We start from the raw sequence: 24903 nt of genomic DNA on the forward strand, positions 1-24903 counted from the left end.
CCAGAGAAGATGCGGACGTGGCGCATCAAGAGGAACTGAACATGCGCTTGCCTTGTCCGATCTGCGGAGAACGGGACCGCCGCGAGTTTTATTATCAGGGGGCGGCGGTGGCGCTGAACCGACCGGCACCCGATGCGGATGCCGATGCGTGGCAGGACTTTGTGTATCTGCGCGAGAATTTGCCCGGCGATCATCAGGAATTGTGGAGCCATGACGCCGGTTGTGGCGCGTGGCTGGTGGTGACACGCAACACGGTGACCCACGCGGTTCTGGGCGCGAAGCTGGCGTCGGAGGCAGATCGATGAGGGTTGCAGGCAAAGGGCATATCGACCGGAACAGCACGGTGCATTTCCGCTTTGACGGGGTCGAATACCAAGGCTTCAACGGCGATACCGTCGCCTCGGCGTTGTTGGCAAACGATGTGCGCCTGATGGGACGTTCGTTCAAATACCACCGCCCGCGCGGGGTGCTGACGGCGGGCAGCGAGGAGCCGAATGCGCTGATGACCGTCGGCGTGGGCGCCGGACGAGAACCCAACGTGCGGGCCACAGTGCAGGAAATTTACGAAGGGCTGGAGGTGCGCTCGCAAAACGCCTTTCCGGCGCTGAACTTTGACCTGCTGGCGGTCAACGATCTGGCGGCGCCGTTCCTGTCGGCGGGCTTCTACTACAAGACATTCATGTGGCCGCGTGCCTTTTGGGAAAAGCTTTACGAACCTGTGATCCGACGCGCCGCCGGTCTGGGGGCGCTCAGCGGTGCGGCGGATCAGGATCGGTACGAAAAGGCCTATGCCTTTTGTGACCTGTTGGTGATCGGCGCGGGGCCTGCGGGGCTGATGGCGGCACTGGTCGCGGCGCGGTCGGGGGCCGATGTGATCCTGGCAGACGAAGACGCGCAGATGGGCGGGCGGCTGCTGGCCGAGACGGACACCGTGGACGGGCTGGCGGGGGCCGACTGGGCCGCCGATGTGCTGGCCGAGCTGGCGGGCATGGACAATGTGCGCCTGATGACGCGCACCACGGTCACGGGCGCTTATGATCAGGGCACTTTCGGCGCGCTGGAACGGGTGTCGCATCACATCGCGCGCCCGGACGGGCGGCTGCCGCGCGAAACCTTCTGGCGCATCGTCGCACAGCGCAGCATTCTGGCGGCGGGGGCGTTGGAACGGCCCATCGCATTCCAGAACAACGACCGCCCCGGCATCATGACGGCGGGAGCAGTGCGTGCCTATCTGAACCGTTGGGGTGTGGCACCGGGCAAGGCCGTCACCGTGTTCGCCAACAACGACGCGGCCCACCGCACCGCGCTGGACCTGATTGACGCGGGCGTGCATGTGACGGCAGTGCTGGACAGCCGCACCGACGCGCAGGCGCAGGGCGACTACCGCCTGATCCGTGGCGCGCAGGTCTGCAACAGCTCGGGCCGCACGGGGCTGGATGCGATCACCTACCGGACCACCTCGGGGCAGGAGAAGCTGGCGACCGACTGCCTGGCCATGTCTGGCGGCTGGAACCCGACGGTGCACATGACCTGTCACATGAACGGTCGGCCTTCGTGGGACGAAAGCATCGCCAGCTTTGTGCCGACGGCAGGGGCGATCCCCGGCATGACCGTCGCAGGCGCGGCGCTGGGCGTGTTCTCGGTTCAGGGCTGTCTGGCATCCGGCGCCGACGCGGCGCGGACGGTTCTGCAAGAGCTTGGCCGGTCGGTGGCAGATGTCGAGGTGCCGGTGGCGGACGACGCCGCTTATGCGATTGCCCCGCTGTGGGCGGTTGCAGGCAAGGGGCGCGCGTGGCTGGATTTCCAGAACGACGTGACGGTCAAGGACGTGAAACAGGCGGCCACGGAAAACTTCCGCTCTGTCGAGCATATGAAACGCTATACCACGCAAGGGATGGCGACGGATCAGGGCAAGAACTCGAACGTTGCGGCGTTGGCCGTGCTGGCCGATGCGACGGGGCGCGGCATTCCCGAAACCGGCACCACCACCTTCCGCCCGCCCTATACGCCGGTCCCCCTGGCCGCCTTGGGCGCTGGGTCGCGTGGCAAGGGATTTGCGCCGGAACGGCACACCACATCCCACGCCGCCAGCGTCGCCATGGGCGCGCCGATGATTGAGGCAGGCCTGTGGTATCGTCCCAGCTATTTCCCCCGCAAGGGAGAGAGCAACTGGAGACAATCCTGCGACCGCGAGGTCGGCTTTGTCCGCAACACGGTGGGCGTTTGCGATGTGTCCACGCTGGGCAAGATCGACATTCAGGGGCCGGATGCCGCCAAGCTGCTGGATTTCGCCTATACCAACATGTTTTCCACGCTCAAGGTCGGGCGCGTGCGCTATGGCCTGATGCTGCGCGAAGACGGGCATGTGATGGACGACGGGACCACCGCGCGGCTGGGCGAGACGCATTATGCCATGACCACGACGACGGCTGCGGCGGGACTGGTGATGCGCCATCTTGAGTTTATCACCCAAGTGCACCACCCCGAATGGGACGTGCGGATCATGTCGGTGACCGAACAATGGGCGCAGTTTGCCATTGCCGGTCCCAAATCGCGCGATCTGGTGAACGGGCTGGTCGAGAAAACCATCGACAACGAAAGCTGGCCCTTCATGGCTTGCGGTCCGGTGCGCGTGGCAGGGATCGACGCGCGGCTGTTCCGCATCTCGTTCTCGGGCGAACATGCCTATGAACTGGCCATGCCCGCCCGCTATGGCGATGCGCTGTTCCGTGTGCTGGTCAAACGGGCCGAGGCGCTGGCGGGCGGCGCTTATGGGATGGAGGCGCTGAACGTGTTGCGGGTGGAAAAGGGGCATATCACCCATTCCGAAATCCACGGACGCACGACGGCTTTCGACATCGGGATGGAGCGAATGATCTCGGCGAACAAGGACTGTATCGGCAAGACGATGGCCGCCCGCGACGGGCTGCTGGAAGACGACCGCGAGCAAATGGTCGGTTTCAAGCCCACCGGAGCAATCAAGAAACTGACCGCTGGCGCGCATCTTTATTCCGAAGGGGCGGAAGCGGTGCCCGAAAACGATCAGGGCTATGTGACCTCGGCTGCGTTCTCGCCGGACTTTGGCCACTACATCGCGCTGGGCTTTGTGCGGGGCGGTGCCGCGCGCCACGGTGACAGACTGCGGCTGGTGGATGCCATGCGCGGCATCGACACGGTGGTCGAAGTGTGCCCCCCTGTGTTCATTGACCCCGAAGGAGGCCGCGTGCGCGGGTGATGATATGGCTAATACACTGACCCTGACCGCCACGTCGCCCTGTTACGGGCTTTTGCCCAAAACGGTGGGCACCTGCACCCTGACGGAAACCGACCTTGGCACGCTGACATCTGTGGCCCCGTTCAAGGGGCGCGCGGTCTCTGACGCGCTCAAGGGCGCGCATGGGATGGCCTTTCCGGCCCCCAACCGCGCCACCGGCAAGGATGGTGCGCGCGCGATCTGGTTTGGCCGTGATATGGTCCTGCTGGCGGGGCCTGTGCCGGACCCCGGCTTGGGCGATCACGCGGCGCTGACCGACCAGTCTGACGCATGGACCTGTGTCACCCTGTCGGGGGAGGACGCGGGTGCGGTTCTGGCGCGGCTGGTGCCGGTTGACTTGCGGCCTGCCATATTCAAGCAAGGCCACACCGCCCGCACGCAGTTGGGGCACATGAACGCCTCGATCACCCGCACCGGGCCGGACAGCTTTCTGATCCTTGTTTTCCGCAGCATGGCTGCAACACTGGTTCACGATCTTGTAACAGCAATGGAAAGCCTGGCCGCACGGCACTAGGTTGCCCCAAACACCAATCGCAGTCCGAAGAGGCCCGATATGAAACGTATGTTAATGATTGCCACACTGGCCGCCGTCGGCCTGTCCAACGCCGCAACGGCTGCCGACACCAAGGAACAAAGCTGTGCCTATCAGGCCGCTATCGTCTCCGCGGTACAGGCCGCGCGTCTGGACGGGGTGAAAGAGCAAAAGGTATCCGAAATCATCCTTGCCGGCGAGCCCAACTGGCCCGAAGGCTACAATGCCGCGATCCCCATCATCACCCCATGGGTGTATGAACAGGCCCGCAAGGACCTGAAAACCAAGGATTTTGCCGCCGCATGGTCGGAGCTTTGCCTGCAACAATAAGCGTGCTGCTGCAATTGGCATGAAATACCCCCGCCGGAGGCTCTCGCAGCCCCGGCGGGGTGGCCCGCCTGAATTGATGTCACATCGCGCCGCATCTGGACTCTGACGCGCAGCGATACGATATAATAGGGTATGAGCCTGCCCCCCGGATTCCTTGACGAACTGCGCACCCGCCTCAGCCTGGGACAGGTTGTGGGCCGCAAGGTCATGTGGGACAGCCGCAAATCCAATCAGGCCAAGGGCGACCTGTGGGCACCGTGCCCGTTCCATCAGGAAAAATCCGCCAGTTTTCACGTCGATGACCGCAAGGGGTTCTATTATTGCTTTGGCTGCCACGCCAAGGGCGATGCGATTTCCTTTGTCCGCGAGACGGAGAACGTCGATTTTATGGAGGCGGTGCGCATTCTGGCGGGCGAGGCAGGGATGCCGATGCCCCAGCGTGACCCGCAGGCCCAGCAAAAGGCGGACACCCGCACGCAACTGGCCGAGGTCATGGAGCAGGCGGTTCAATACTACCGGCTGCAACTGAAAACCGGCGTGGCGGCGGATGCGCGGGCCTATCTCGAACGGCGCGGCCTGAGCCAGCAGGCGCTGGACCGCTGGGAAATCGGCTTTGCCCCCGATGCGTGGCAAGGGCTGTGGGATCACCTGAAGTCGAAGAATATCAGCGATGAGCTGATCATCGGCGCAGGGCTGGCCAAGCCCAGCCAGAAGGGCGGCAAGCCCTATGACACCTTCCGGGGCCGCATCATGTTCCCGATCCGCGATGCGCGCGGACGTTGCACCGCCTTTGGCGGGCGGGCGATGGACCCCAACGACAACGCCAAGTACCTGAACTCGCCCGAAACCGAACTGTTCGACAAGGGGCGTAGCCTGTACAACCACGGCCCCGCGCGTGCCGCCGCAGGAAAGGGCCAGCCGCTGATCGTGGCCGAGGGGTACATGGATGTCATCGCGCTGTCCGAAGCGGGATTCGAGGCGGCCGTGGCGCCGCTGGGCACTGCGATCACCGAAAGCCAGCTGCAAATGCTGTGGCGCATCGCGCCTGAACCTATCATCGCATTGGACGGTGACACCGCAGGCCTGCGCGCGGCGATGCGGTTGATCGATCTGGCCTTGCCGCTGCTTGAGGCGGGGCAGTCGCTGCGCTTTGCAATGATGCCCGAAGGGCAGGACCCCGACGATCTGCTGAAATCGGCGGGTGCGCCCGCGCTGCAAAAGCTGTTGGACGGGGCCATGCCGATGGTCCGTCTGCTGTGGCAACGCGAAACCGAGGGCCGCGTTTTCGACAGCCCCGAACGCAAGGCGGCGCTGGACAAGGCGCTGCGCGAAAAGATCAAGACCATCGCCGATCCGTCGATCCGCAACCACTATGGGCAGGAAATCAAGGAACTCCGCTTTCAGCTGTTCCGCCCGCAGCGTGCGCCGTCAGGCCAGCGCCGGTCAGGCGGGCAGCGCACCGGTGGCGGCTTTGGCAAATGGCAGCCCGAGCCGGTGCCGTTGCAATCGACGAAATCTTCGGTGCTGGCCACGGGCACGGGCGACAGCGTGACCCATATATTGCGCGAATCGGTCATTCTGGCGGCCTTGATCTCCTGCCCGGAAGTGGTGGAAAGCTTTGAAACGCCACTGGAAAGACTGCGTTGCATCAACCCCGACAACGCCGCCTTGCGCGACCTGATCCTGCGCCACGCGCATGAGGGTGCAGAGGTGTTGCGCGAAAAGATTTCCAGCGCACGCGGGCCCGAAGCCCTTGAAAACCTGTTGAATGCAAGCCATGTGGCAATCGTCCCATGCATTCGCACACCCGGCAACGCCGACATGGCCCGCATCACCGTGGCCGAAGAGCTTGCAAAACTTTCCGCAGCGCGTGGGCTGGACGCCGAGATTGCAGATGCCGCCGAAGATTTGACCGGCGTGGCGGATGAAGGCGTGACATGGCGGCTGAGCCGGGCGGCCGAAGCCGCAGACAGCGCCAACCGCAGCACCCAGAAAGAGGGCAGCGGAGACTTTGTAACCGCCGACAACGGCGTGAAGATGGAAAAAGATGAAGTGACCCGCAGTCGGGCTATGTTCGACGCTATCGACTTCTCAAAGCGGGGCAGAAAACAACACTAACAAGGTTTTCGTTGGGATTCCTTGAGGAAATGCCGTTACACGGGTGGCCGAATCACCCGAATCGTGAATGATTCCCTGTTAGCCGAATCACTTAAGGGTGATTCGCGACAGGAGTGCTTGAACAGGAGCAACCGATGGCCGCGAAAGACACAAACGACGACGCCAAGACCGACGATTCCGATACCGGTCATTCGCTCGACATGAGCCAGGCGGCCGTTAAGAAGATGATCGCTGAAGCCCGTGAGAAGGGCTATATTACCTATGACCAGCTGAACACCGTTCTGCCCCCCGATCAGGTCAGTTCCGAGCAAATCGAAGACGTGATGTCGATGTTGTCCGAAATGGGCATCAACATCATCGAGGACGAGGAAGCCGAGGACGAAGAGGGCAAAGGCTCGACCGAGCTTACGACCACCGAAGGCACCCGCGAGATCACGCTGGGGTCGGGCACGTCCGAGAAACTGGACCGTACCGACGATCCGGTGCGCATGTACCTGCGCGAGATGGGCAGCGTCGAATTGCTGAGCCGCGAGGGCGAGATTGCCATCGCCAAGCGCATCGAGGCCGGCCGCAATACCATGATCGCGGGCCTGTGCGAAAGCCCGCTGACCTTTCAGGCGATCACCATCTGGCGCGACGAACTTCTGAGCGAAGACATTCTTCTGCGCGATGTGATCGACCTTGAGGCGACGTTCGGGGACCAGTTGGGCGACGACGTTGGCAACGAGCCGGTCGTTTCGGGCGGCAGCTCGGACACCCAGAAAACGGGCGAAGGCGCCAAGACCGAGCTGGACGCCGACGGCAACCCGATTGCCCGTGACGACGACGATGACGAAGACGAACAGGCCAACATGTCGCTGGCCGCGATGGAAGCTGCGCTGAAACCGCAGGTTCTGGAAGCGCTCGACATCATCGCCGATGATTACGTCAAATTGTCCGAAATGCAGGACAGCCGGATCTCGGCCACGCTGAACGAGGACTCCAGCTTTAGCGAGGTGGATGAAACCACCTATCAGAAGCTGCGGTCCGAGATCGTGCTGCTGGTGAATGAGCTGCACCTGCACAACAACCGTATCGAAGCTCTGATCGACCAGCTTTACGGCATCAACCGCCGCATCATGCAGATCGACAGCGCCATCGTGAAACTGGCGGATCAGGCGCGCATCAACCGCAAGGAATTCGTCGACGCTTATCGCGGCTACGAGCTTGACCCCAACTGGATGGAGCGGATGGGCGAAAAGTCCGGTCGCGGCTGGCAAATGTTCATCGAACGCTCGGCGGACAAGGTCGAGGAACTGCGTTCGGACATGGCGCAGGTCGGCCAGTACGTGGGTCTCGACATCTCCGAATTCCGCCGCATCGTCCAGCAGGTTCAGAAGGGCGAGAAAGAAGCCCGTCAGGCCAAGAAGGAAATGGTCGAGGCGAACCTGCGTCTGGTGATCTCGATTGCCAAGAAATACACCAACCGTGGCCTGCAATTCCTGGACCTGATCCAGGAAGGCAACATCGGCCTGATGAAGGCCGTTGATAAATTCGAATACCGTCGCGGCTACAAATTCTCGACCTATGCGACATGGTGGATCAGACAGGCGATCACCCGGTCGATTGCCGACCAGGCGCGCACGATCCGTATTCCGGTGCACATGATCGAGACGATCAACAAACTGGTCCGCACCGGGCGTCAGATGCTGCATGAAATCGGCCGTGAACCGACGCCGGAAGAGCTGGCCGAAAAGCTGCAGATGCCGCTGGAGAAGGTCCGCAAGGTGATGAAAATAGCCAAGGAGCCGATTTCGCTCGAAACGCCCATCGGCGACGAGGAAGACAGCCAACTGGGCGATTTCATCGAGGACAAGAATGCCGTGCTGCCACTGGACAGCGCCATTCAGGAAAATCTCAAGGAAACCACGACACGGGTTCTGGCCTCGCTTACCCCGCGTGAGGAACGTGTTTTGCGGATGCGTTTCGGCATCGGCATGAACACCGATCACACGCTGGAAGAGGTCGGCCAGCAGTTCAGCGTGACCCGCGAACGTATCCGTCAGATCGAGGCCAAGGCGCTGCGCAAGCTGAAACACCCCAGCCGGTCGCGCAAGCTGCGTTCGTTCCTCGACCAGTAAGGGCGGGGGACCATGTCCCGTCCGGTTGACGTTCTGCCACCAACACAGGTCGCGGTCCTTGCGGGCCGCGACCTGATTGTTTTTGACGGGGAATGTGTGCTGTGCTCGGGGTTCTTCCGCTTTGTACTGCGCCATGATCACGCGGAACGGTTCTGTTTTGCCACGGCACAATCACCGCTGGGACAGGCGATGTACCGCGCGCTGGACCTGAACCCGACCGAATTCGAAACCAATCTGGTGATCGTGAACGGACGGATCTACGAAAATCTGGATGCTTTCGCGGCGGCCATGTCAGCGCTGGGCTGGCCGTGGCGGGCGCTGGCGGTGGTGCGGTTCATTCCCGCGCCCATCAGACACCCGTTGTACCAGTTGATCGCCCGCAACCGGTATCGTTTGTTCGGGCGCTACGACACCTGCATGGTGCCGACACCGGACATCAGGGCGCGGTTCATCGACATCACGCCCTGACGATCGCGTCAATGCGTCGGCATCAGGAACACTTCACGCACCGTATTGCGCGGATTGGCGTTCAGGGCGTGAACCACGGCCTCGGCCACGTCTTCGGGTTGCAGCTTGTCGGGTTTGCCTTCGTCAAAAAAGGCCGTGTTGACCATGCCGGGTGCGATGACCGTGCAACGCCCGCCCCATTCCTTCATCTCGTCGGCCAGGTTGCCGCCATAGCCATGCACGAACCATTTGGACGCGCCGTAAATCGATCCCTTGATATGGGTGCGGCCAGCGGCTGATCCTGTCAGGACCATATGCCCCTTGACCGGTTTCAGGTGCGGTATCGCGACTTTGGCCGTGTAGAGCAGGGCCATGATGTTCAGATGTATCAGGTCCTGCCATTCCTGCGGGTCACCGTTTTCGGTGCCCGGCGTGTTCAGCCCCATGCCCGCGTTGGCATAGGCTGCATGAACGCCGCCGAACTTCACCGCCAGTTTGTCGATCGCGTTCTGTTGCTGGTCCAGATCGGTGGCGTCACCGGGCAAGGCCATGGCCTGATCACCGATGTCGTCCACCAGCGCGGCCAGCTTGTCCTTTGAGCGGGCAAACAGACCGACATTCCAGCCTGCCCGGGCCGCGGCCCGTGCCGTGGCCGCCCCGATGCCAGAGGATGCGCCGGTGATGAAGATTGTCTTGCTTGTCATATCTGTCTCCTTATGTGCGTCACGCCATCAACGCCCCAGTCGCTGATATGTTCAGTTACAGGCATGTGATTGGGGTTGCCGCCGCCAAGCGCTATATATGCTGTGATAAACAGGAGATTTCTCATGTCCCGCTTTCCCCTTGCCGCCGCAGTGGCGCTGGCCCTGACCGCCTTGCCTGCCAACGCCCAAGCCCTTGATCTGTATTTTGCGCCAAAGCTGGACGTGAACCCGCTTTCGGCCACGACATTCGAGGTGATCGAAAAGGGCGGCGTCGGGCCGCGCGGGATTTGGTGCGCTGCGGCAGATTACGCAATCAACGATCTGGGCAAGCAACGCGGGCGCATCTACATCGTGACGCCGCGTGGCCCGGCACAGACTGAAGCCGGAGCCAAGGGCGTGGCCTTTTCCACCCAGGACCCCGGCATTGCCGCCAACACTGGTTATTCGGTGACCACGGATGTGGCCGGTGCCAACCTTCTGGTGTTTCACGCCGAACAGTTCTGCAATGACAACATCATCGAACCGGGCGACGTCATTCCCTGATGCGACCGTTCTGCTGCCACTGACCACAAAGGATTTCCTCATGTTTCGCCCGCTTTTCACGCTGATTGCCCTGGCTGTCACCACGCCTGCGCTGGCGCAGAATTTTACCGCCGAGAACCGGCTGCGGGTTGCGCCGATATCCGGCGATGCCTTCGAGGTGATCGAAGCCCATGGCGCGGGCGCGCGCGAGCTGTGGTGCGCGGCGGGCGACTATGCGCGCGACCGGTTGAACGCGGCCAGCAGCGCGCGGCTTTATGTCGTGGCACCGCGCGGCGACAGCCAGGCGGCGCCGGGGCGCAAGGCGGTGGCCTTTGCGCTGACGCCTCAGGGTGCCACGCCACGCACGGCTGTTGTTCTGGGCGTCTCGACCTATAACGCGGGGTCCAACCTGTCGGTGGCCCATGCGGTGACCCTGTGCGGCGGTATGCTCGGGCGCGACGGGATGTAAGGCTCATGGGCCGAACCGCTTGCAGCGTGGGCCGCACTGCGGCACCCTGACCCCATGCAGACACAGTTTCAGATCGACACCCGTGGCCCCGGCCTGACCGAGTTTACCGATACCGTCGCACGATGGCTGCGCGGGCAGGGGGACGGCATGCTGACCCTTTTGGTGCAACACACCTCGGCGTCGCTGCTGATACAGGAAAACGCCGACCCCGAGGTGCAGACCGACCTGCACAACTATTTCGCACGGCTGGTCCCGCCCACAACCGATCCGTCGATGTCCTATCTGACCCACACCTACGAAGGGCCCGACGACATGCCCGCCCACATCAAGGCCGCGATGCTGCCCGTGTCATTGTCGATCCCGGTGGCGGCGGGGCGCATGGTTCTGGGCACATGGCAGGGCATCTACCTGTTCGAACACCGCAACCGCCCTCACCAGCGCAAGGTTGCGGCACATTTCAGGGCAGACTAGGCGGGCAAACCGCAAAAACGGGCGGCTTATCTAGCGGTGGCATTTCCCCTCTACCCAAAACCTAGGTTAGGTCCTATAACTGTGGATAAGTGCGGGTCAAACCCCACAACACAGGCAGGACAGAATAAGGGGACAGGCCAATGCGCTGCCCATTTTGCGGGAATATAGACACTCAGGTCAAAGACAGCCGGCCGGCAGAGGATCATGTTTCGATCCGGCGCCGTCGCTTTTGTCCGGCCTGCGGTGGCCGGTTTACCACCTATGAGCGGGTGCAGTTGCGCGACCTCGTGGTCATCAAATCCAGCGGCAAACGCGAGGATTTCGATCGCGACAAGCTGGAACGCTCCATTCGCATTTCGATGCAGAAACGCCCCATAGAGCCGGAACGCATCGATCAGATGATTTCAGGCATCGTGCGGCGGCTGGAGTCACTGGGCGAGACTGACATTCCGTCCAAAAGCATCGGCGAGATCGTGATGGAGGCCCTGGCCCGCATCGACACCGTGGCCTATGTGCGATTTGCCAGCGTTTACAAGAATTTCCAGGCGGCTGATGACTTTGACAAGTTCGTACAGGAACTGCGTCCCGACCAGCCCATGGATGAGTGAGCACCGCATCTGACAGCCGGTACATGGCGCTGGCCCTGTCGCTTGGACGGCGGGGGCAGGGCAACACTGCCCCCAATCCGGCCGTGGGCTGTGTGATCGTGTCCGGTGGCCGCATCGTGGGGCGTGGCTGGACCCAGCCGGGCGGCCGGCCCCATGCCGAAGTCGTGGCGCTGAAGCAAGCCGGTGACGCGGCGCGCGGGGCGACGGTTTATGTGACATTGGAACCTTGCGCCCATCACGGCCAGACACCGCCCTGCGCGCAGGCGTTGATCGACGCGGGCGTAGGCCGTGTGGTGGTGGCCGTGGCCGATGCCGACGGACGCGTAGACGGGCGTGGGCTTGCGATGCTGCGCGATGCCGGGATTGCCGTGGACGAGGGCTTGATGGCCAACAAGGCCTTTGCGGACATGGCCGGCTTTTTCCGCCGCATTGTCACCGGACGGCCCGAGGTCACGCTGAAACTCGCCAGCAGTTTTGACGGGCGGATCGCCACGGGCACAGGCGAAAGCCAGTGGATTACCGGACCTGAAGCACGGCGCATGGGTCATTCCATGCGCTTGCGGCACGACGCTGTCATGGTCGGCGGCGGCACCGCACGTCATGATGACCCGTCGCTGACGGTGCGCGATATGGGCGTGACCCGCCAACCGGCCCGCGTGGTCGTCTCGCGCAGGCTGGACCTGTCCATGCTGGGCAATCTGGCGCGTACCGCGCGCGAGGTGCCGGTGATCCTGTGCCATGGCAAGGATGCGGACAAGGACCTTCAGAAGGCGTGGGAAGAGCTGGGCGCTGTGCTGTTGCCCTGTCAGGTCGCGGGCGGACAGTTGGACACCCATGACGTGCTGGCCCAATTGGGCGCGCACGGGTTGAACCGTGTCTATTGCGAAGGCGGCAGTGCGCTGGCCGCTTCCCTTCTGGCGAATGATCTTGTGGACCGGCTGGTCGGCTTTACCGCAGGCTTGACCATCGGGGCCGAAGGGTTGCCGGGCGTTGGTGCGCTGGGTCTGGGCGCGCTGTCCGAGGCCCCGCGCTTTGATCTGGTCGAGACGCGCGCCGTGGGGCCGGACGTGATGCACATCTGGGAACGCGCCGAAGGTTGAATAAACCTTAACGCCACAGATGGGCGTATGAGGCAAAGACACCCTGCAGTTTTGCCACCATTCGGTTCAGCGCGCCGGGATGCGGTACGTCGCCCTTGGCCAGCCGTTCGGTGACAACCTCGACAGGGCAGGGCAGGCCGGTTTTCGGGTCGAAATAGCGTGGATAGTCGATCAGTGTCGCATGAACCAGCCCTGCCAGATCGGGCAGCGCACGGCGGCGCGGAGGCACGTCGCCGCGATCATCCGTCAGCCCCCAACCGGCGTAGAAGGGAGCACCGGTGGTGGTGACGGGCACGCCCCGGATCAACGCCTCGAAGCCGGTCAGCGATGTCATGGTCCATAGCCGGTCAACCTGTCCCAGAAGGGCCGCGATGTCGGTGCGGGTGGCGATCACATCGGCCGTGCCGCGCGCGTCAAAGGCCCCGGCGCGCAGGCCGACCTCGACGTCGGGGTGGGGTTTGTAGATCAGCGTGGCGTCGGGGTGTGCCGCGCGGGCGGCTTGCAGCAAGGCGCGGTTTGTACATATTTCGCCCGCTCCTGTACGAATTGACGCGTCGTCTTCGACCTGTCCCACAACCAGCACGCGGGGGCCATCCGGCAGGTCGGGCAGCGCACCGCCAAGGTTGTATTTGCCCAAGCCGGCATCGGTCAGCCTGCGCATCAGCGCCTCGGCGCGGGCGCGTTGGTCGGGACGCAGGCTGGCCCGCCGGGCGATCAGGTGTTCCAGACGGCTGGGCTGTGACGGGTCGTAGTAGATGCCCAGATCGTCCGTCACCAGCGACAATGGTGGCACCAGTTCCGCCCCCAATCCGCGTGACCGCAAAAAGCCGTCCTCGACGCGCACGGCATCGTGGTGGGCGGCGGTGGCCTTGCCCGCCCAGACCATCCACGGGCGGCGGGTGTCGCGGGCGCGTGCCGGGTCGTCTTCAAAGATCATCCGCTTGTGACGGCCAAAGACCTGTTGGAAGGGCTTGCGCTTCCAAAGGCGCATCCCGCTGGCGACCCACCCCTGATGATCGGCCCGCCACGCGCGTGTCTGTGCGGCCAGCGTTTCAATCGCGGTTTCAGCGCTGCACAGGCAATCGCGGTAGGGATCGTACCATGTCGGATACAGCAGCATCGCCCCTGCAAACAGTTGCGCGCGGGTCAGGTTGCGCTGGCGGCGCTGGACGGGGAATTCGTCCGTGGTCAGGCCCCAACCCGCATAGAACGGCTGGCCAAAGACGCGCGGCTTGTGGCCTGCATAGATCGCCTCGAACCCCAGTTGCGACGACACGGTGTAGACGCCGATGGCCCCCTCGAACAGGGTCCAGGGGCTGATGGCGTCGTCCAGCATCGTGATGCGGTCGTTGCAGTCGGCGGCGGTGAAATAGCCCTGTCGAAACCCCTGCGTGGTTTCGGGGTGCGTTTTGATGATGATGGGGGCGCCGGGGTGTTCCTCTTGTGCGACGAACAGCATCTCCAGAAACCGGTTGCGGTCGGCGCCGCTGGCGCGGACCGAGGCATCGCCGAAGGTTTGGTCGATCACCACCACATAGCCCGGCGGCAGGGCCGGGCGCGTTGCGTCAAAGGCGGTGTATTTGGTCAGGTGCGCCTCTTGCATCCGCGCGATACACCCGCGTGCGCGGTTCAGCAGGGCGGAGTCGTCCAATAGTTCATCACGCAGGATCTTTTCCAGGTCCGACGGCTGCGCCGGATCGAAATGCGCGCCCGAATGGTCGATCAGCAGGCCAAGGGGGGGATCATCCGCCCGGCCAGATGCCCGCCCCGGATGCAGCGAGCGCAGCCACGCATCCTCGATCCGCACCAGCGGCGCACCGTGTTTGGCCGCCATCGCCGCGCCGCGGTGCGCGGTGGGGCTGTTGCCCCAGACACCGACCAGATCGCCGTCGCGCGGAATGCCCAAGGCGATGCGATACCCCGCCAGCGTCAGAATGCGGCGCAGACGCCGTTGGGTCAGAAAGCCGCCGTTGTAAACACAAAGCCGCCGGGCCTTTTCAGGTCCGGCGGCGTGCCTGTCCTGCGGTGCAGGGGTCAAGTGTCAGTTCCCGGCGAGGCTTGCCAGCGAGTTGGCCGAGCTTGCAGGTCCGGTCAGCGCCGAAAGGATCTTGGTGAACTGGGTATAGGGTGCTTCGGTCACATACAGCGTGTCGCCGTCGCGGATCAGGAAATCGCGCGCTTCGAACATGCCATTGGGCTGGGTCAGGTCCAGAACATAGACCATGCGCTGTGACCCTTGCAGGTCGTTGCGGCCCAGAACCGAATTGGCAATCGGCGCGTCTTCGTTGCGCATGACGAAAATGCCGGTGGGGTCGGCGGTGGCGGGGTTCAGGCCGCCCACGCGTGCAATGGCTTCCAGCGCGCTCATGTTCTGGCTTTCGAACGGGACGCGGGCCTGACCACCGGTGGCGCCCAGGGCAGTAAAGGCGCGGGTGTCTTCCTCGATCAGGATACGGTCACCGGCGCGCAGCGCGATGTCCAGTTCGGGGTGGTCATAGAGGTCCTGCAACCAGATCTTGCCGCGCGTGGCACCACGGATCACGGTGATCTGTGCGATTTCGGGGGCGACGGTCACACCACCGGCGCGGGCCAGCATGGCCCCCAGCGTGCGGGTGGGCCGTTCGATGGCATAGACACCCTGACCGCCAACCGCGCCGATCAGCGATACGGTCGATCCGTCACCGGCAACCCGGCGCACCTCGACCTGCGGGTCGGGGGTCTGGTCGGCCAGTTTGCCGGTGATGATGCGGCGGATTGCTTCGGGCGTGTTGCCCGATGCCTTGATGCGGCCCGCGTAGGGGATAAAGATGAACCCCGACCCATCGACCTGCACTTCTTCCAGTTGGGTCGCGGGCGAACCCTCGACGCCCAACAGCGGGTCGTCGACGTTTTCATAGATGGTCAGCCCCAGCACGTCGCCGGGCTGGATCGTGTCCGATCCCAGCTGACCTGCGTTCTTCAGGCTGTCGGAAAATCCCAGGGCGGGCACCACCGATGTGGCGCGCGTCACCCGATCGTTTACGGCGACGATAAATGAATCACCCTGTCTCTGGACCGAACCCGCGAAAATCTGACGTTTGTTGGGGCCGACCTGAGGCAAGCCACAAGAACTGACAACAGCCAAAACCGTCAGCAGCGCAACAGGGCGCGCCCACCTGGAACCATGGAATATCACTGCGCGGTCTCCTCGACCTATTTTATTCTGCCTCGAAATCCCCGATTGTTTCGGGGTATTTGGGATTACGCTAGCGGAATTCGCAGATAAAATCTACCGCTAGGGGTAGTGTTGTTCAGTTCACCAACCGCAACTGTTGCCGTGGAGCCGCGCTTCCCGATTTCAGCGCGTCATAGGGGTCCTCGGGGGATAGCATCATATCGACCACGTGGCGCAGCAACTGCCGCCGTCCGCGCGCGGAATAAAAACCGCCCGGCAACTGCGATGTTTCCAGCAGGTAGCGCCGGTAATCCTTGTAGGCCTTGTTGTCGGGCCGCGTTGCGCCCTTGAAGAAATCGGGCAGGGCCTGATCCGAGACGAATTCCGGCTGGTTGTAGACCGCGTCGCCAAAGACCTTGAGCGGAATTCCGCGCCACAGGACCTGCTGGCCTGCGGTGGAGTTCACGGTGACGGCGCTGCGCGCCTCGTTCATCAGGCCCGCCAGTTTGCCGCCGCGCACATAGTGTACGCGGTCGGCCACATCGTATTCACGGGCCAGCTTGCGCACGGCGCGGCGCACCGGCACGCGGCCGTCTTCCAACGGGTGATCCTTGAACACAAGGTGATGGTGGCCCGGCGCGCCCTTGGCAAAGCCTTCGACGACCACCTTGAGAAAGTCGGTCATCGTGTCAAAGGGCGAATGTTGCTGAAAGCTGGAGTCATGTTCCAGTTGCAGCAGCGCCAGGTGATAGGGAAAGCCGCCGTGGCGCACCCGCAGCGTGCTGATCCGCCGGTCGATGGCATGGGCGGGCATCAGCAGCAGGCGGCGCACATAGAGCTGGAATTCCTTGGTCACGCTGATGCTGCGGTGCGGGCGAAAGTTGCGATAGTCGCCGTTTCGGAACATCACGAACCAATGGTACAGCGCGCCGTAGAACACATGCTGGCGCATGTCGCCCCAGTGGGCGGGGGGCAGCGGGGCTTCCATGTCGGACATGGCCAGCGCCTCTTGCATCTGCGGGATGGTCATATTCATCAACCGCGAATTGCCGTTGGTGCCGCCGCGTTCGTAGGTGACCCAATAGGGGCGCATGTAGCCTTCTTCGAAGACATGCACGGTGATGCCGCGCCGCTTGGCCTCGGCCACGGCGGTGGCATGGACGGGCCGGGTGTCGCCATAAAGCACGATGTCTGTGACCTTGCGCGCGGTGCACAGGTCGGCAAAGGTCTGCGGCCAGTCCTCGGCGCTGCCGCGATAGGGGATATAGCTGGACGGATGGAACCAGAACGCGCGGTCGCCCGCGTTAAAGCCAACACGGCACACCGACACATCCGCACGGCGCAGCATTTTCCCAAGACGGTTGAAAAATGGTCCGTGCGGGCCCTGCAAAAACAGGAAAACGCGATGTGGATCGGTGGCGCTGGTCATCTGTCCTCTGATAATCGGTTTGGGTTATCATTGAATGACCACCCAAATCCGGCTGAAATATGACTGTCGTCGGGCAATTGCGCAATGGCTGCGGGTCTTGCGTGCGCGGGCAGGCACGTTTAGCTGGAGGGAACAGTTTCAGGGGGCAGCAGCCATGTTTACAGGGATCATCACCGATATCGGCAAAGTCGTGTCGCTGACACAGTCGGGCGACCTGCGTGCGCGTATCGAAACCGCCTATGATACGGACGGCATCGACATGGGCGCGTCCATCGCCTCGGATGGCGTGTGCCTGACCGTCGTGGCGCTGGGCGACAACTGGTATGACGTGGATATCAGCGCCGAGACCTTGTCCAAGACCAACCTGGGCGCGTGGACCGAAGGCAAACGTGTCAATCTGGAGCGCGCGTTGCGGGTGGGCGACGAATTGGGCGGGCATATCGTGTCGGGCCATGTGGACGGCGTGGCCGAGGTGGTTTCGGTCACGGATGAGGGCGACAGCACACGGGTTCAGTTGCGCGCACCGGCTGCCTTGTCGCGGTTCATCGCGCCAAAGGGGTCCGTGGCGCTGAACGGGACGTCGCTGACGGTGAACGAAGTGCAGGGCGATGTGTTTGGTATCAACTTCATTCCCCACACCAAGGAAATGACCACTTGGGGGGACGTCGCCGTGGGGGATGCGGTCAACCTTGAGATTGACACGCTGGCGCGCTACGTCGCGCGGCTGGCCGAAGCGGGCTGAGGTTTTGGCGGCCTGACCTCATGCGTCCAGCGCCGCCATGCCCTTCTGGACATTCTCGACCACCGCGCGGAATTGCGGCGTGCTGGCGACGTGGGGCGTGATGAAGATGCCGGGGTGATCCCACAGGGGGCTGTCCTTGGGCAAAGGTTCGGTGTCGAACACATCAAGTGACGCGCCAGCCAGATGCTTGCTGTCCAGTGCTGCGATCAGGTCCGCCTCGTTCAGATGCGCGCCGCGTCCCAGGTGGATCAGCGCGGCCCCCTTGGGCAGTTTGGCGAACAGGGGGGCAGACAACAGGCCCGCGGTTTCAGACGTCAAGGGCAGGACGTTGATCAGAATATCGGTCTGCGCAAGGAAGGCGTCGATGTAGTCGTTGGTCATGTGGCTGATGCCGGGCGTTGCCGGATCGGGCTGGCTGCGCGACAGGGTTGTCACGGTGTAGCCAAGCGCCGACAGACCCTTGGCAATGGCCCGTCCCATGGGCCCGTAGCCCATCACGCCGATGCGTTTGAGTGTCGGGCTTTGGTCTCCGACACGGCGCGCCCATTTGTGCGCGCGCTGGGCGGCGATAAAGTCGCCCATGCGGCGCTGGTGCCAGATCACGTGAAAGGCGGCAAAACCTGCCATCTGCTGTGCCTGATCGGGGTCCTCGACCCGAAAGACCGGCACATCGGGCAGGGACGGGCAGGCGGCGATGGCGTCCATCCCGGCCCCTGCGGAAAACACCGCGCGCAGGTTGGGATAGGGGGCAAATGCGTCATTGGCGGGGACGAAAGAGAACACAAACTCGACCCTGGCGGGGTCTTCGACCTCTTCGGGGCGCAGCAATGTGATTTCGGGCGCAAACTCGGCAAACACGGGGCCGAAAAAGCGCATCAGGTCGATTGCCTCGCAGGTGGCAACGCCGGTCCATCGGGTCATTCTGCGGCCTTTCCCCAGCCTCCGCCCGGCACGGCGGCCAGCAGTTTCTGGGTGTATTCGTGTTGCGGGTTCAGGAACACGTCAGAGACGGGCCCGATTTCAACGAGCTTGCCCCGTTGCATGACAGCGATCCTGTCGCACAGTTGCGCGGCCACGCGCAAGTCGTGGGTGATGAACAGGATCGACAGGTCGAACTGGCGGCGCAGGTCGCGCAGCAGGTCCAGCACCTGCGCCTGAATGGACACATCCAGCGCCGAGACCGCCTCGTCCGCGATGATCAGCTCGGGGTCCATCGCGAGCGCGCGGGCGATGCCGATGCGCTGGCGCTGGCCGCCGGAAAACTCGTGCGGGAAACGGTCGACGGCGTCGGCGCCAAGGCCCACGGTTTCCATCAGCTCGCGGGCACGGGCGCGGGCGGCGTCCTTGGGCACGCCCTTGGCCATCGGCCCGTCGGTCAGCGCGCGCATCACCCGCTGGCGCGGGTTCAGCGAGGCATAGGGGTCCTGAAACACCATCTGCACCTTGTGGCGTGCGGCGCGCAGGTCGTTTTCCGACAGGGCGGCCATATCGGTGCCGCCGACCAGAATTTCACCGGCATCCGGTGTCACCAGCCGTACAACCGCGCGGCCCAGCGTGGATTTGCCCGAGCCGGATTCACCCACCAGCCCCAGCACCTCGCCCTTGGCGATGGTCAGCGACACATCGTCGATGGCACGCACGTCGCGGCGCGGGCGGAACAGGCCGCCGCCGGTGTAATAGGTTTTCTTCAGGTGGCGCACTTCCAGTGCCGGTGCCTTCTCGACGGCCACCGATTGCGGCACCAACCCCGTCGGGATCGCTTCGAGCAGACGTTTGGTATAGTCGTGTTGCGGGTTCTCCAAAACTTCGGTCGCCGTGCCGCGTTCGACGATTTCGCCGTGGCGCATGACGATCACGCGGTCGGCAATCTCGGCCACTACGCCAAAGTCGTGGGTGATGAACATCACCGCCATGCCGCGTCGTTCGCGCAGGTCCAGGATCAGCTTGAGGATCTGCGCCTGTGTCGTCACGTCCAGCGCGGTCGTGGGTTCGTCCGCGATCAGCAGTTCCGGCTCCAACGCCAGTGACATGGCGATCATCGCACGCTGGCGCTGGCCGCCTGACAACTGGAAGGGATAGGCGCGGATGATTTTTTCGGGATCGGGCAGGCCGACCTCGCGCACCAGGTCCAGCGCGCGGGCCTTGCGCTCGGACGGGGTGTGGCGTTTGTGCGCCTCGAAGACCTCGGCGATCTGCTCGCCGATCCGCATCAGCGGGTTCAGCGCCGTCATCGGTTCCTGAAAGATCATCGCGATGCGGTCACCGCGCAGGGCGCGCTGTTCGATTTCGGGGACTTTCAGGATGTTCTTGCCGCCAAATTCCGCAGTTCCTTTGGCCACGGTCACGCCTTCGGGTAGCAGACCCATCAGCGCGTTGGCGGTCATCGACTTGCCCGAGCCGCTTTCGCCCACGACGCAGAGGATTTCGCCCTTGGCAATCTCGTAGCTGCAATCCTTGACCGCAAAGGGACGGTCCGCCCCCGAGGGCAGGGCGATGGACATGTCGGTGATGGACAGAACGCTCATGACTTGCCCTTTCGCGTCAGGTGCGGGTTCAGGGCGTCGTTCAGCCCCTCGCCGATCAGGTTCAGCGCCAGCACGGTCAGAACGATGGCGACGCCGGGAAAGAACGACAGCCACCAGGCCGAGCGGATGACGGTGCGCGCCGCGCCGATCTGATAGCCCCACGACATAATGTTGGGATCACCCAGGCCAAGGAACGACAGCGAGCTTTCCAGCAGGATCGCGGTGGCGACCATCAGCGAGGCCATGACGATGATGGGCGAGACGGTATTGGGCAGCACCTGGCGGGTCAGGATGTGCAGGTTCGACAGCCCTGCCAGCCGCGCCGCATCGACGTATTCGCGGCGGGTGACGGACATCACCTCGGCCCGCACCAGACGGGCGACGGGGGGCCATGACACGATGGCGATGGATATGGTGATCGAGGTCAGCGAGGGTTCAAGGATCGCCACCAGCACGATGGCGAGGGCAAAGTTCGGGATGGTCTGGAAAAATTCGGTAAAGCGCATGGCGATCTCGTCGACCCAGCCGCCGTAGAACCCTGCGACCGCCCCCAGCGGCACGCCGATCAGCAGGGCCATCACGGTCGAGACAAGCCCCACCAGCAGCGACACCCGCGCGCCGTAGATCAGTCCGGCCATCACATCGCGGCCCAGCGTGTCGGTGCCCAGCGGCAGCCCGTCGGTGCCGAAGGGGGCCAGAAACGGGCGTTGGACCATGGCCCACGGTCCTTTGGGGAACATGACGGGGGCCAGTATTGCGATGATGATGACCACGATCAGCACGATCAGACCTGCGACGGCGGCGCGGTTGGTGGCGAAACGGCTCCAAAGACTCATGGGGGTTCTCCTATGCCTTTTGCCCGATGCGCGGGTCGATCAACCGGTAGACGATGTCGGTGATGATATTGAAAATGATGACCATCAGCGCGGAGACGAGGAAGACGCCGAGGATGGTATTATAGTCGCGGGCGGCCAGGCTTTCGAACATCAGCCGGCCGATGCCGGGCCATGCAAAGACCGTTTCGGTCAGCACGGCACCGCCGACCAGTTGCCCCGCCTGAAGCCCCGCCAGCGTCACCACCGGCAGCAGCGCGTTGCGCAGGATGTGGCGGCGGCGGATGACGGACGGGGCCAGCCCCTTGGCGCGGGCGGTTTTCACGAAATCCTGTTGCGCCACTTCCAGCATCGAGGCGCGGGTCATGCGCATATAGACCGCCATGAAGAACAGCCCCAGCGTCAGCGCCGGCAGGATCAGGTGTTTGAGGATGTCGATGGCACGGTCGAACCCGCCATAGCCGCTGCCAACGGTTTCATAGCCAAAGCCGGGCAACCAGCCCAGTTGCACCGAAAACACCAGCACCGCCATCAGCGCCGCCCAATACAGCGGCGTGGCGTAGAACAGCAGCGCGGTGCCGGTGATCAGGCTGTCGGTGAACTTGCCCACTCTTGCGGATGCTGCAACGCCCAGCGCCACACCGGCCAGCAGCGAAATCCAGAAGGCGGTCAGCGTCAGGATCAGGGTCGCGGGCAGCCGTTCCAGGATCAGGTCCAGCACCGGCGCGCCCTGTCGGAAGGAATAGCCAAGGTCGAGGGTCAGGATATTGCCGACATAGCGGTATAGTTGCACATACAGCGGTTGATCCAGACCGAACTGCGCACGCAGGTCGGCGATCATCTGTTCGTCTGCGGCACCCGCTTCGCCCGCCAGCACCGCCGCGGGATCGCCCGGGGCCGCGTGGATCAGGAAAAAGTTCAGCACGGCAATGGCAAAAAGCGTCAGCGCCGCCTTGAGCAAGCGCCCGAGAATCGTTCCGGCAATGGCCATCAGTCACCTGTCAGTGTTTTTTCGCCCCGAGGGGAGAGGAGAAGACGGGGCCCGAAGGCCCCGCCAGAGATAGGCTTATTGTTCGATCCAGGCGTCGCGCAGACCGTCGTTCAGGCCGATCCCCGTGGTGATCAGGTTCTTGACGTTGCAGCGGTAGATCGTCGGGAACTCGATCTCCAGCAGCCATGCGACGGGGACATCCTCGACGATCTGTTGCTGGATCTCGGTGTACATCTCCTGACGTTTCGCGTTATCCGGCTCGATCGCCGCGGCGGCCCATTTCTTGTCCAACTCGGGGTTTTCATAGCCCTCGACGTTGTTCCAGGGGCTGCCCTTCTTGATCTGGTCGGCGGTGTAGTTCCGCGCCACACCCAAGGCGGGATCGCCGTACTGGTAGAGATAGGTAAAGGCCATGTCGTAGTCCCAGTTGGCCGTCTTCTCGTTCCAGCCCGCGACGTCGGCCGAATCGATATCGACCTTGATGCCGACTTCTTCGAGGTTCTGCTTTACCGCTTCGGCCCAGCGCTGCCATGTCTCGCCGTAAGGCAGGGGCAGCACGCGCACGGGGGTGCCGTCATAGCCCATTTCGGCCAGCAGTTCCTTGGCCTTGTCGGGGTCATGCGGGTACTGCGGCACGTCGTCGGTGTAGAAGTTGGTCTTGGACGACACGGGGCCGGTCGGCACGGTGCCGAAGCCGTTCCAGACCACGTCTTTGACGAACTCGCGGTCCAGCGCGTACATGACCGCCTGACGGAAGCGTTTGTCCGATGTTGGGCCTTCGCGGTTGTTCAGCCACATCCACGCGTGCGGCGCGAAGAATTCCCAGCCTTGCGAGGTTGAGCAGACGCCGTCCATTTCCGTCAGTCGCTTCACGTCCCAGTTTTCGACGGCACCACCGGGCAGGACCGACACTTCGCCGGTCTCGAACGCCACGGCGCGCGATGCCGCATCGGGGACCACGCGGTAATACAGGTCGTCGATGTGGGGCAGACCGTCGATGTAATAGTCTTCGTTCTTGGTCAGGTGGATATAGCTGCCCTTGCTCCACTCGACGAACTTGTAGGGGCCGGTGCCGATGGGCGTGGCGTTCATTTCGTTGGTGGCGTAATCGGTGCCTTCGTAGATATGCGCGGGCACGATGGGCATTGAACCCGCTTCAAAGGCGTTGATGAAGGGACCGTAAGGCTCTTTCATCTTGATGACGACGGTGTTGGCATCCGGTGCCTCGACGCTTTCCACATGGCTGAAGGCCGCGCGGAAACGGGCGTGGTTGTCTTGCAGGAACTTGGTGGTGAACACCACGTCAGCGGACGAAAACGGCGCGCCGTCATGCCATGTGACACCTTCGTTCAGATGGAAGGTGTAGGTCATGCCGTCTTCGGCAATTTCCCAGCTTTTGGCCAGCGACGGCTGCGGTTCCAGATCGGTGTTGTAGCGCAGCAGGCCCTCGTAGATCTGGCCCGCGACCATTTGCGTCGGACCGTTCTGCACAAGGCCCAGCATCAGGCCCGGCGGCTCGGGCTGTACGATCAGGTCAAGGCGTCCGCCGTCCTGTTGTGCGGCAGCACCCGTGGCCAGCATCGCGGCCACAAGGAAGGTTGTCATTTTAAGGTGTTTCATAGTGATCGTCCCTGTTGTTTTGGGGTGACGGTTTGGCCCGCTTTGGCGCGGGTCTGGGTTGTTAATTCAGTCGGCATAGGCCGGTGCCTGCCGGTCCAATAGGCGCAGCATCGCGTCCCATTCGGGGTCGATGCCTGCGGCTTCTGTCTTGTCATAGGCGCGTGCGTATTGCGCCGCCGTGTGCGCGGCCAGATCGTCGGCCAGCGGGATTGGCGTCAGCCCGGTGGACAGCGCCGCAATCTGTGCCTTGCAGGACCGTTCCAGATTGAACGCCAGCTTGACCGCTTCGGCGACCGAGCGGCCGCAGATCAGCGTGCCGTGGTTGCGCAGCAGCATAACGCTGAGATCGCCCAGATCGGCGACCAGCCGTTCGCGTTCGTCCAGATCCAACGCGATGCCTTCGTAATCATGGAAGGCGATTTTCCCGTGGAACTGCGCCGACCATTGGTTCAGCGGCAACAGACCTTCTTGCAGCGAACTGACCGCCACACCGGCGACGGTGTGCGTGTGCAGCACGCAGGCGGCATCGTGGCGGGCCATGTGAACGGCCGAGTGGATGGTAAAGCCTGCGGCGTTCACGCCTGCCCCATACGGGTCGTCGATGATCGCACCGGTTTCGTCGATGGTCACCAGGTTCGATGCGGTCACTTCGTCGAACATCAGCCCGTAGGGGTTCAGCAAGAACCGCTTGGTGCCGCCCGGTCCATCGGGAAGGCGGGCCGAGATGTGGGTAAAGATGCTGTCGTCCATGCCGTTGAGCGCAATCAGTTGGTAGGCCGCTGCCAGATCGATGCGAATCTGCGACTCATCATTCGGGTCGCGACGGGTGCCAGCTTGAGCGCCACCACCGAAGGAAATCGTTTCGTCGGTCTTGGATTGCGCGGTTTTCGCCATGCTGGGGCCTCCAAAGGACA

General features: G+C 63.2%; 23 protein-coding genes. 13 read left to right on the plus strand and 10 right to left on the minus strand.

The genetic code is table 11. The annotated features are described in order from the left end of the window. Positions 1-41 precede the first annotated feature (41 nt). The 7 genes from BUC08_RS09520 (at position 42) to BUC08_RS09550 (ending at position 8842) form a co-directional block, all read left to right on the plus strand. Positions 42-305 (plus strand): sarcosine oxidase subunit delta, encoded by a 264-nt coding sequence (locus tag BUC08_RS09520; RefSeq protein ID WP_037924692.1) that lies wholly within the window; start codon positions 42-44, stop codon positions 303-305. Next, positions 302-3235 (plus strand): sarcosine oxidase subunit alpha family protein, encoded by a 2934-nt coding sequence (locus tag BUC08_RS09525; RefSeq protein ID WP_037924414.1) that lies wholly within the window; start codon positions 302-304, stop codon positions 3233-3235. Before BUC08_RS09520 ends, BUC08_RS09525 begins: the two co-directional genes overlap by 4 nt. A 4-nt stretch (positions 3236-3239) precedes the next feature. Continuing rightward, positions 3240-3788, plus strand: a complete 549-nt coding sequence (locus BUC08_RS09530; RefSeq protein ID WP_037924413.1) for a sarcosine oxidase subunit gamma — start codon at positions 3240-3242, stop codon at positions 3786-3788. Positions 3789-3827: 39 nt separating this feature from the next. Continuing rightward, positions 3828-4136, plus strand: a complete 309-nt coding sequence (locus tag BUC08_RS09535) for a hypothetical protein (RefSeq protein ID WP_224769695.1) — start codon at positions 3828-3830, stop codon at positions 4134-4136. Between the two features lie 132 nt (positions 4137-4268). Then, positions 4269-6254: a DNA primase gene (dnaG, locus tag BUC08_RS09540; protein ID WP_037924410.1), complete on the plus strand. Its 1986-nt coding sequence runs from the start codon at positions 4269-4271 to the stop codon at positions 6252-6254. Positions 6255-6388: 134 nt separating this feature from the next. After that, positions 6389-8374, plus strand: coding sequence for an RNA polymerase sigma factor RpoD (gene rpoD / locus BUC08_RS09545; RefSeq protein ID WP_037924407.1), 1986 nt, complete (start codon positions 6389-6391; stop codon positions 8372-8374). Between the two features lie 12 nt (positions 8375-8386). Next, a complete protein-coding gene (locus tag BUC08_RS09550) occupies positions 8387-8842 on the plus strand; it encodes a thiol-disulfide oxidoreductase DCC family protein (protein WP_037924404.1) in 456 nt (151 codons plus the stop codon). A gap of 8 nt (positions 8843-8850) precedes the next feature. On the opposite strand, the gene BUC08_RS09555 is transcribed toward BUC08_RS09550, so the two are convergent. Further along, positions 8851-9525, minus strand: coding sequence for an SDR family oxidoreductase (locus BUC08_RS09555; RefSeq protein WP_037924402.1), 675 nt, complete (start codon positions 9523-9525; stop codon positions 8851-8853). Positions 9526-9648: 123 nt separating this feature from the next. On the opposite strand from BUC08_RS09555, the gene BUC08_RS09560 reads away from it, so the two are divergent. From BUC08_RS09560 to ribD, 5 genes are all read left to right on the plus strand, one after another. Further along, positions 9649-10068 carry a hypothetical protein gene (locus BUC08_RS09560; RefSeq protein ID WP_037924400.1) on the plus strand — a complete coding sequence of 140 codons (420 nt, stop codon included), beginning with the start codon at positions 9649-9651 and terminating at the stop codon, positions 10066-10068. Between the two features lie 40 nt (positions 10069-10108). After that, positions 10109-10516, plus strand: coding sequence for a hypothetical protein (locus BUC08_RS09565; RefSeq protein ID WP_037924398.1), 408 nt, complete (start codon positions 10109-10111; stop codon positions 10514-10516). A 54-nt stretch (positions 10517-10570) separates the two neighbouring features. Continuing rightward, a complete protein-coding gene (locus tag BUC08_RS09570; protein ID WP_028958687.1) occupies positions 10571-10987 on the plus strand; it encodes a secondary thiamine-phosphate synthase enzyme YjbQ in 417 nt (138 codons plus the stop codon). 140 nt (positions 10988-11127) lie between these two features. After that, a complete protein-coding gene (gene nrdR / locus BUC08_RS09575; protein ID WP_028958686.1) occupies positions 11128-11595 on the plus strand; it encodes a transcriptional regulator NrdR in 468 nt (155 codons plus the stop codon). Further along, on the plus strand, positions 11592-12695 hold the full coding sequence (ribD, locus tag BUC08_RS09580) for a bifunctional diaminohydroxyphosphoribosylaminopyrimidine deaminase/5-amino-6-(5-phosphoribosylamino)uracil reductase RibD (RefSeq protein WP_268794405.1): 1104 nt from the start codon (positions 11592-11594) through the stop codon (positions 12693-12695). Before nrdR ends, ribD begins: the two co-directional genes overlap by 4 nt. A gap of 7 nt (positions 12696-12702) precedes the next feature. Here the strand turns inward: ribD and BUC08_RS09585 are convergent, their stop codons facing one another. The 3 genes from BUC08_RS09585 to BUC08_RS09595 all read right to left on the minus strand — a co-directional run bounded on the left by BUC08_RS09585 (position 12703) and on the right by BUC08_RS09595 (position 17278). Continuing rightward, on the minus strand, positions 12703-14733 hold the full coding sequence (locus tag BUC08_RS09585) for a capsular polysaccharide biosynthesis protein (RefSeq protein ID WP_037924395.1): 2031 nt from the start codon (positions 14731-14733) through the stop codon (positions 12703-12705). A 3-nt stretch (positions 14734-14736) separates the two neighbouring features. Then, positions 14737-15870 (minus strand): polysaccharide biosynthesis/export family protein, encoded by a 1134-nt coding sequence (locus BUC08_RS09590; RefSeq protein ID WP_234973752.1) that lies wholly within the window; start codon positions 15868-15870, stop codon positions 14737-14739. Between the two features lie 115 nt (positions 15871-15985). Then, a complete protein-coding gene (locus BUC08_RS09595) occupies positions 15986-17278 on the minus strand; it encodes a capsule biosynthesis protein (protein ID WP_037924393.1) in 1293 nt (430 codons plus the stop codon). 154 nt (positions 17279-17432) lie between these two features. Between BUC08_RS09595 and BUC08_RS09600 the strand changes: the two genes are divergently transcribed. Then, a complete protein-coding gene (locus BUC08_RS09600; RefSeq protein WP_037924392.1) occupies positions 17433-18020 on the plus strand; it encodes a riboflavin synthase in 588 nt (195 codons plus the stop codon). Positions 18021-18038: 18 nt separating this feature from the next. Here the strand turns inward: BUC08_RS09600 and BUC08_RS09605 are convergent, their stop codons facing one another. The 6 genes from BUC08_RS09605 to BUC08_RS09630 all read right to left on the minus strand — a co-directional run bounded on the left by BUC08_RS09605 (position 18039) and on the right by BUC08_RS09630 (position 24883). Then, positions 18039-18941: a 2-hydroxyacid dehydrogenase gene (locus BUC08_RS09605; protein ID WP_037924389.1), complete on the minus strand. Its 903-nt coding sequence runs from the start codon at positions 18939-18941 to the stop codon at positions 18039-18041. Continuing rightward, positions 18938-20545, minus strand: coding sequence for an ABC transporter ATP-binding protein (locus tag BUC08_RS09610; protein ID WP_037924386.1), 1608 nt, complete (start codon positions 20543-20545; stop codon positions 18938-18940). The genes BUC08_RS09605 and BUC08_RS09610 overlap by 4 nt, the downstream gene beginning before the upstream one ends. Further along, a complete protein-coding gene (locus BUC08_RS09615) occupies positions 20542-21381 on the minus strand; it encodes an ABC transporter permease (RefSeq protein WP_037924384.1) in 840 nt (279 codons plus the stop codon). Before BUC08_RS09615 ends, BUC08_RS09610 begins: the two co-directional genes overlap by 4 nt. Positions 21382-21391: 10 nt before the next feature. Further along, positions 21392-22369: an ABC transporter permease gene (locus BUC08_RS09620; RefSeq protein WP_037924381.1), complete on the minus strand. Its 978-nt coding sequence runs from the start codon at positions 22367-22369 to the stop codon at positions 21392-21394. Between the two features lie 75 nt (positions 22370-22444). Then, a complete protein-coding gene (locus BUC08_RS09625; protein WP_037924378.1) occupies positions 22445-23989 on the minus strand; it encodes an ABC transporter substrate-binding protein in 1545 nt (514 codons plus the stop codon). A 66-nt stretch (positions 23990-24055) separates the two neighbouring features. Beyond that, entirely contained in the window at positions 24056-24883 is an 828-nt protein-coding gene (locus BUC08_RS09630) for a class II aldolase/adducin family protein (protein ID WP_081855356.1), read from the minus strand. Positions 24884-24903: the final 20 nt, after the last annotated feature.

Origin of the sequence: Pseudosulfitobacter pseudonitzschiae (assembly GCF_900129395.1) — a bacterium.
GTDB classification, from domain to species: domain Bacteria; phylum Pseudomonadota; class Alphaproteobacteria; order Rhodobacterales; family Rhodobacteraceae; genus Pseudosulfitobacter; species Pseudosulfitobacter pseudonitzschiae.

Bases quoted from the DNA above. Each gene is read 5' to 3' on its own strand.
- BUC08_RS09520 (WP_037924692.1), top strand. From the start codon at position 42: ATGCGCTTGCCTTGTCCGATCTGCGGAGAACGGGACCGCCGCGAGTTT.
- BUC08_RS09525 (WP_037924414.1), top strand. From the start codon at position 302: ATGAGGGTTGCAGGCAAAGGGCATATCGACCGGAACAGCACGGTGCAT.
- BUC08_RS09530 (WP_037924413.1), top strand. From the start codon at position 3,240: ATGGCTAATACACTGACCCTGACCGCCACGTCGCCCTGTTACGGGCTT.
- BUC08_RS09535 (WP_224769695.1), top strand. From the start codon at position 3,828: ATGAAACGTATGTTAATGATTGCCACACTGGCCGCCGTCGGCCTGTCC.
- dnaG (WP_037924410.1), top strand. From the start codon at position 4,269: ATGAGCCTGCCCCCCGGATTCCTTGACGAACTGCGCACCCGCCTCAGC.
- rpoD (WP_037924407.1), top strand. From the start codon at position 6,389: ATGGCCGCGAAAGACACAAACGACGACGCCAAGACCGACGATTCCGAT.
- BUC08_RS09550 (WP_037924404.1), top strand. From the start codon at position 8,387: ATGTCCCGTCCGGTTGACGTTCTGCCACCAACACAGGTCGCGGTCCTT.
- BUC08_RS09555 (WP_037924402.1), bottom strand. From the start codon at position 9,525: ATGACAAGCAAGACAATCTTCATCACCGGCGCATCCTCTGGCATCGGG.
- BUC08_RS09560 (WP_037924400.1), top strand. From the start codon at position 9,649: ATGTCCCGCTTTCCCCTTGCCGCCGCAGTGGCGCTGGCCCTGACCGCC.
- BUC08_RS09565 (WP_037924398.1), top strand. From the start codon at position 10,109: ATGTTTCGCCCGCTTTTCACGCTGATTGCCCTGGCTGTCACCACGCCT.
- BUC08_RS09570 (WP_028958687.1), top strand. From the start codon at position 10,571: ATGCAGACACAGTTTCAGATCGACACCCGTGGCCCCGGCCTGACCGAG.
- nrdR (WP_028958686.1), top strand. From the start codon at position 11,128: ATGCGCTGCCCATTTTGCGGGAATATAGACACTCAGGTCAAAGACAGC.
- BUC08_RS09595 (WP_037924393.1), bottom strand. From the start codon at position 17,278: ATGACCAGCGCCACCGATCCACATCGCGTTTTCCTGTTTTTGCAGGGC.
- BUC08_RS09600 (WP_037924392.1), top strand. From the start codon at position 17,433: ATGTTTACAGGGATCATCACCGATATCGGCAAAGTCGTGTCGCTGACA.
- BUC08_RS09605 (WP_037924389.1), bottom strand. From the start codon at position 18,941: ATGACCCGATGGACCGGCGTTGCCACCTGCGAGGCAATCGACCTGATG.
- BUC08_RS09610 (WP_037924386.1), bottom strand. From the start codon at position 20,545: ATGAGCGTTCTGTCCATCACCGACATGTCCATCGCCCTGCCCTCGGGG.
- BUC08_RS09615 (WP_037924384.1), bottom strand. From the start codon at position 21,381: ATGAGTCTTTGGAGCCGTTTCGCCACCAACCGCGCCGCCGTCGCAGGT.
- BUC08_RS09620 (WP_037924381.1), bottom strand. From the start codon at position 22,369: ATGGCCATTGCCGGAACGATTCTCGGGCGCTTGCTCAAGGCGGCGCTG.
- BUC08_RS09625 (WP_037924378.1), bottom strand. From the start codon at position 23,989: ATGAAACACCTTAAAATGACAACCTTCCTTGTGGCCGCGATGCTGGCC.
- BUC08_RS09630 (WP_081855356.1), bottom strand. From the start codon at position 24,883: ATGGCGAAAACCGCGCAATCCAAGACCGACGAAACGATTTCCTTCGGT.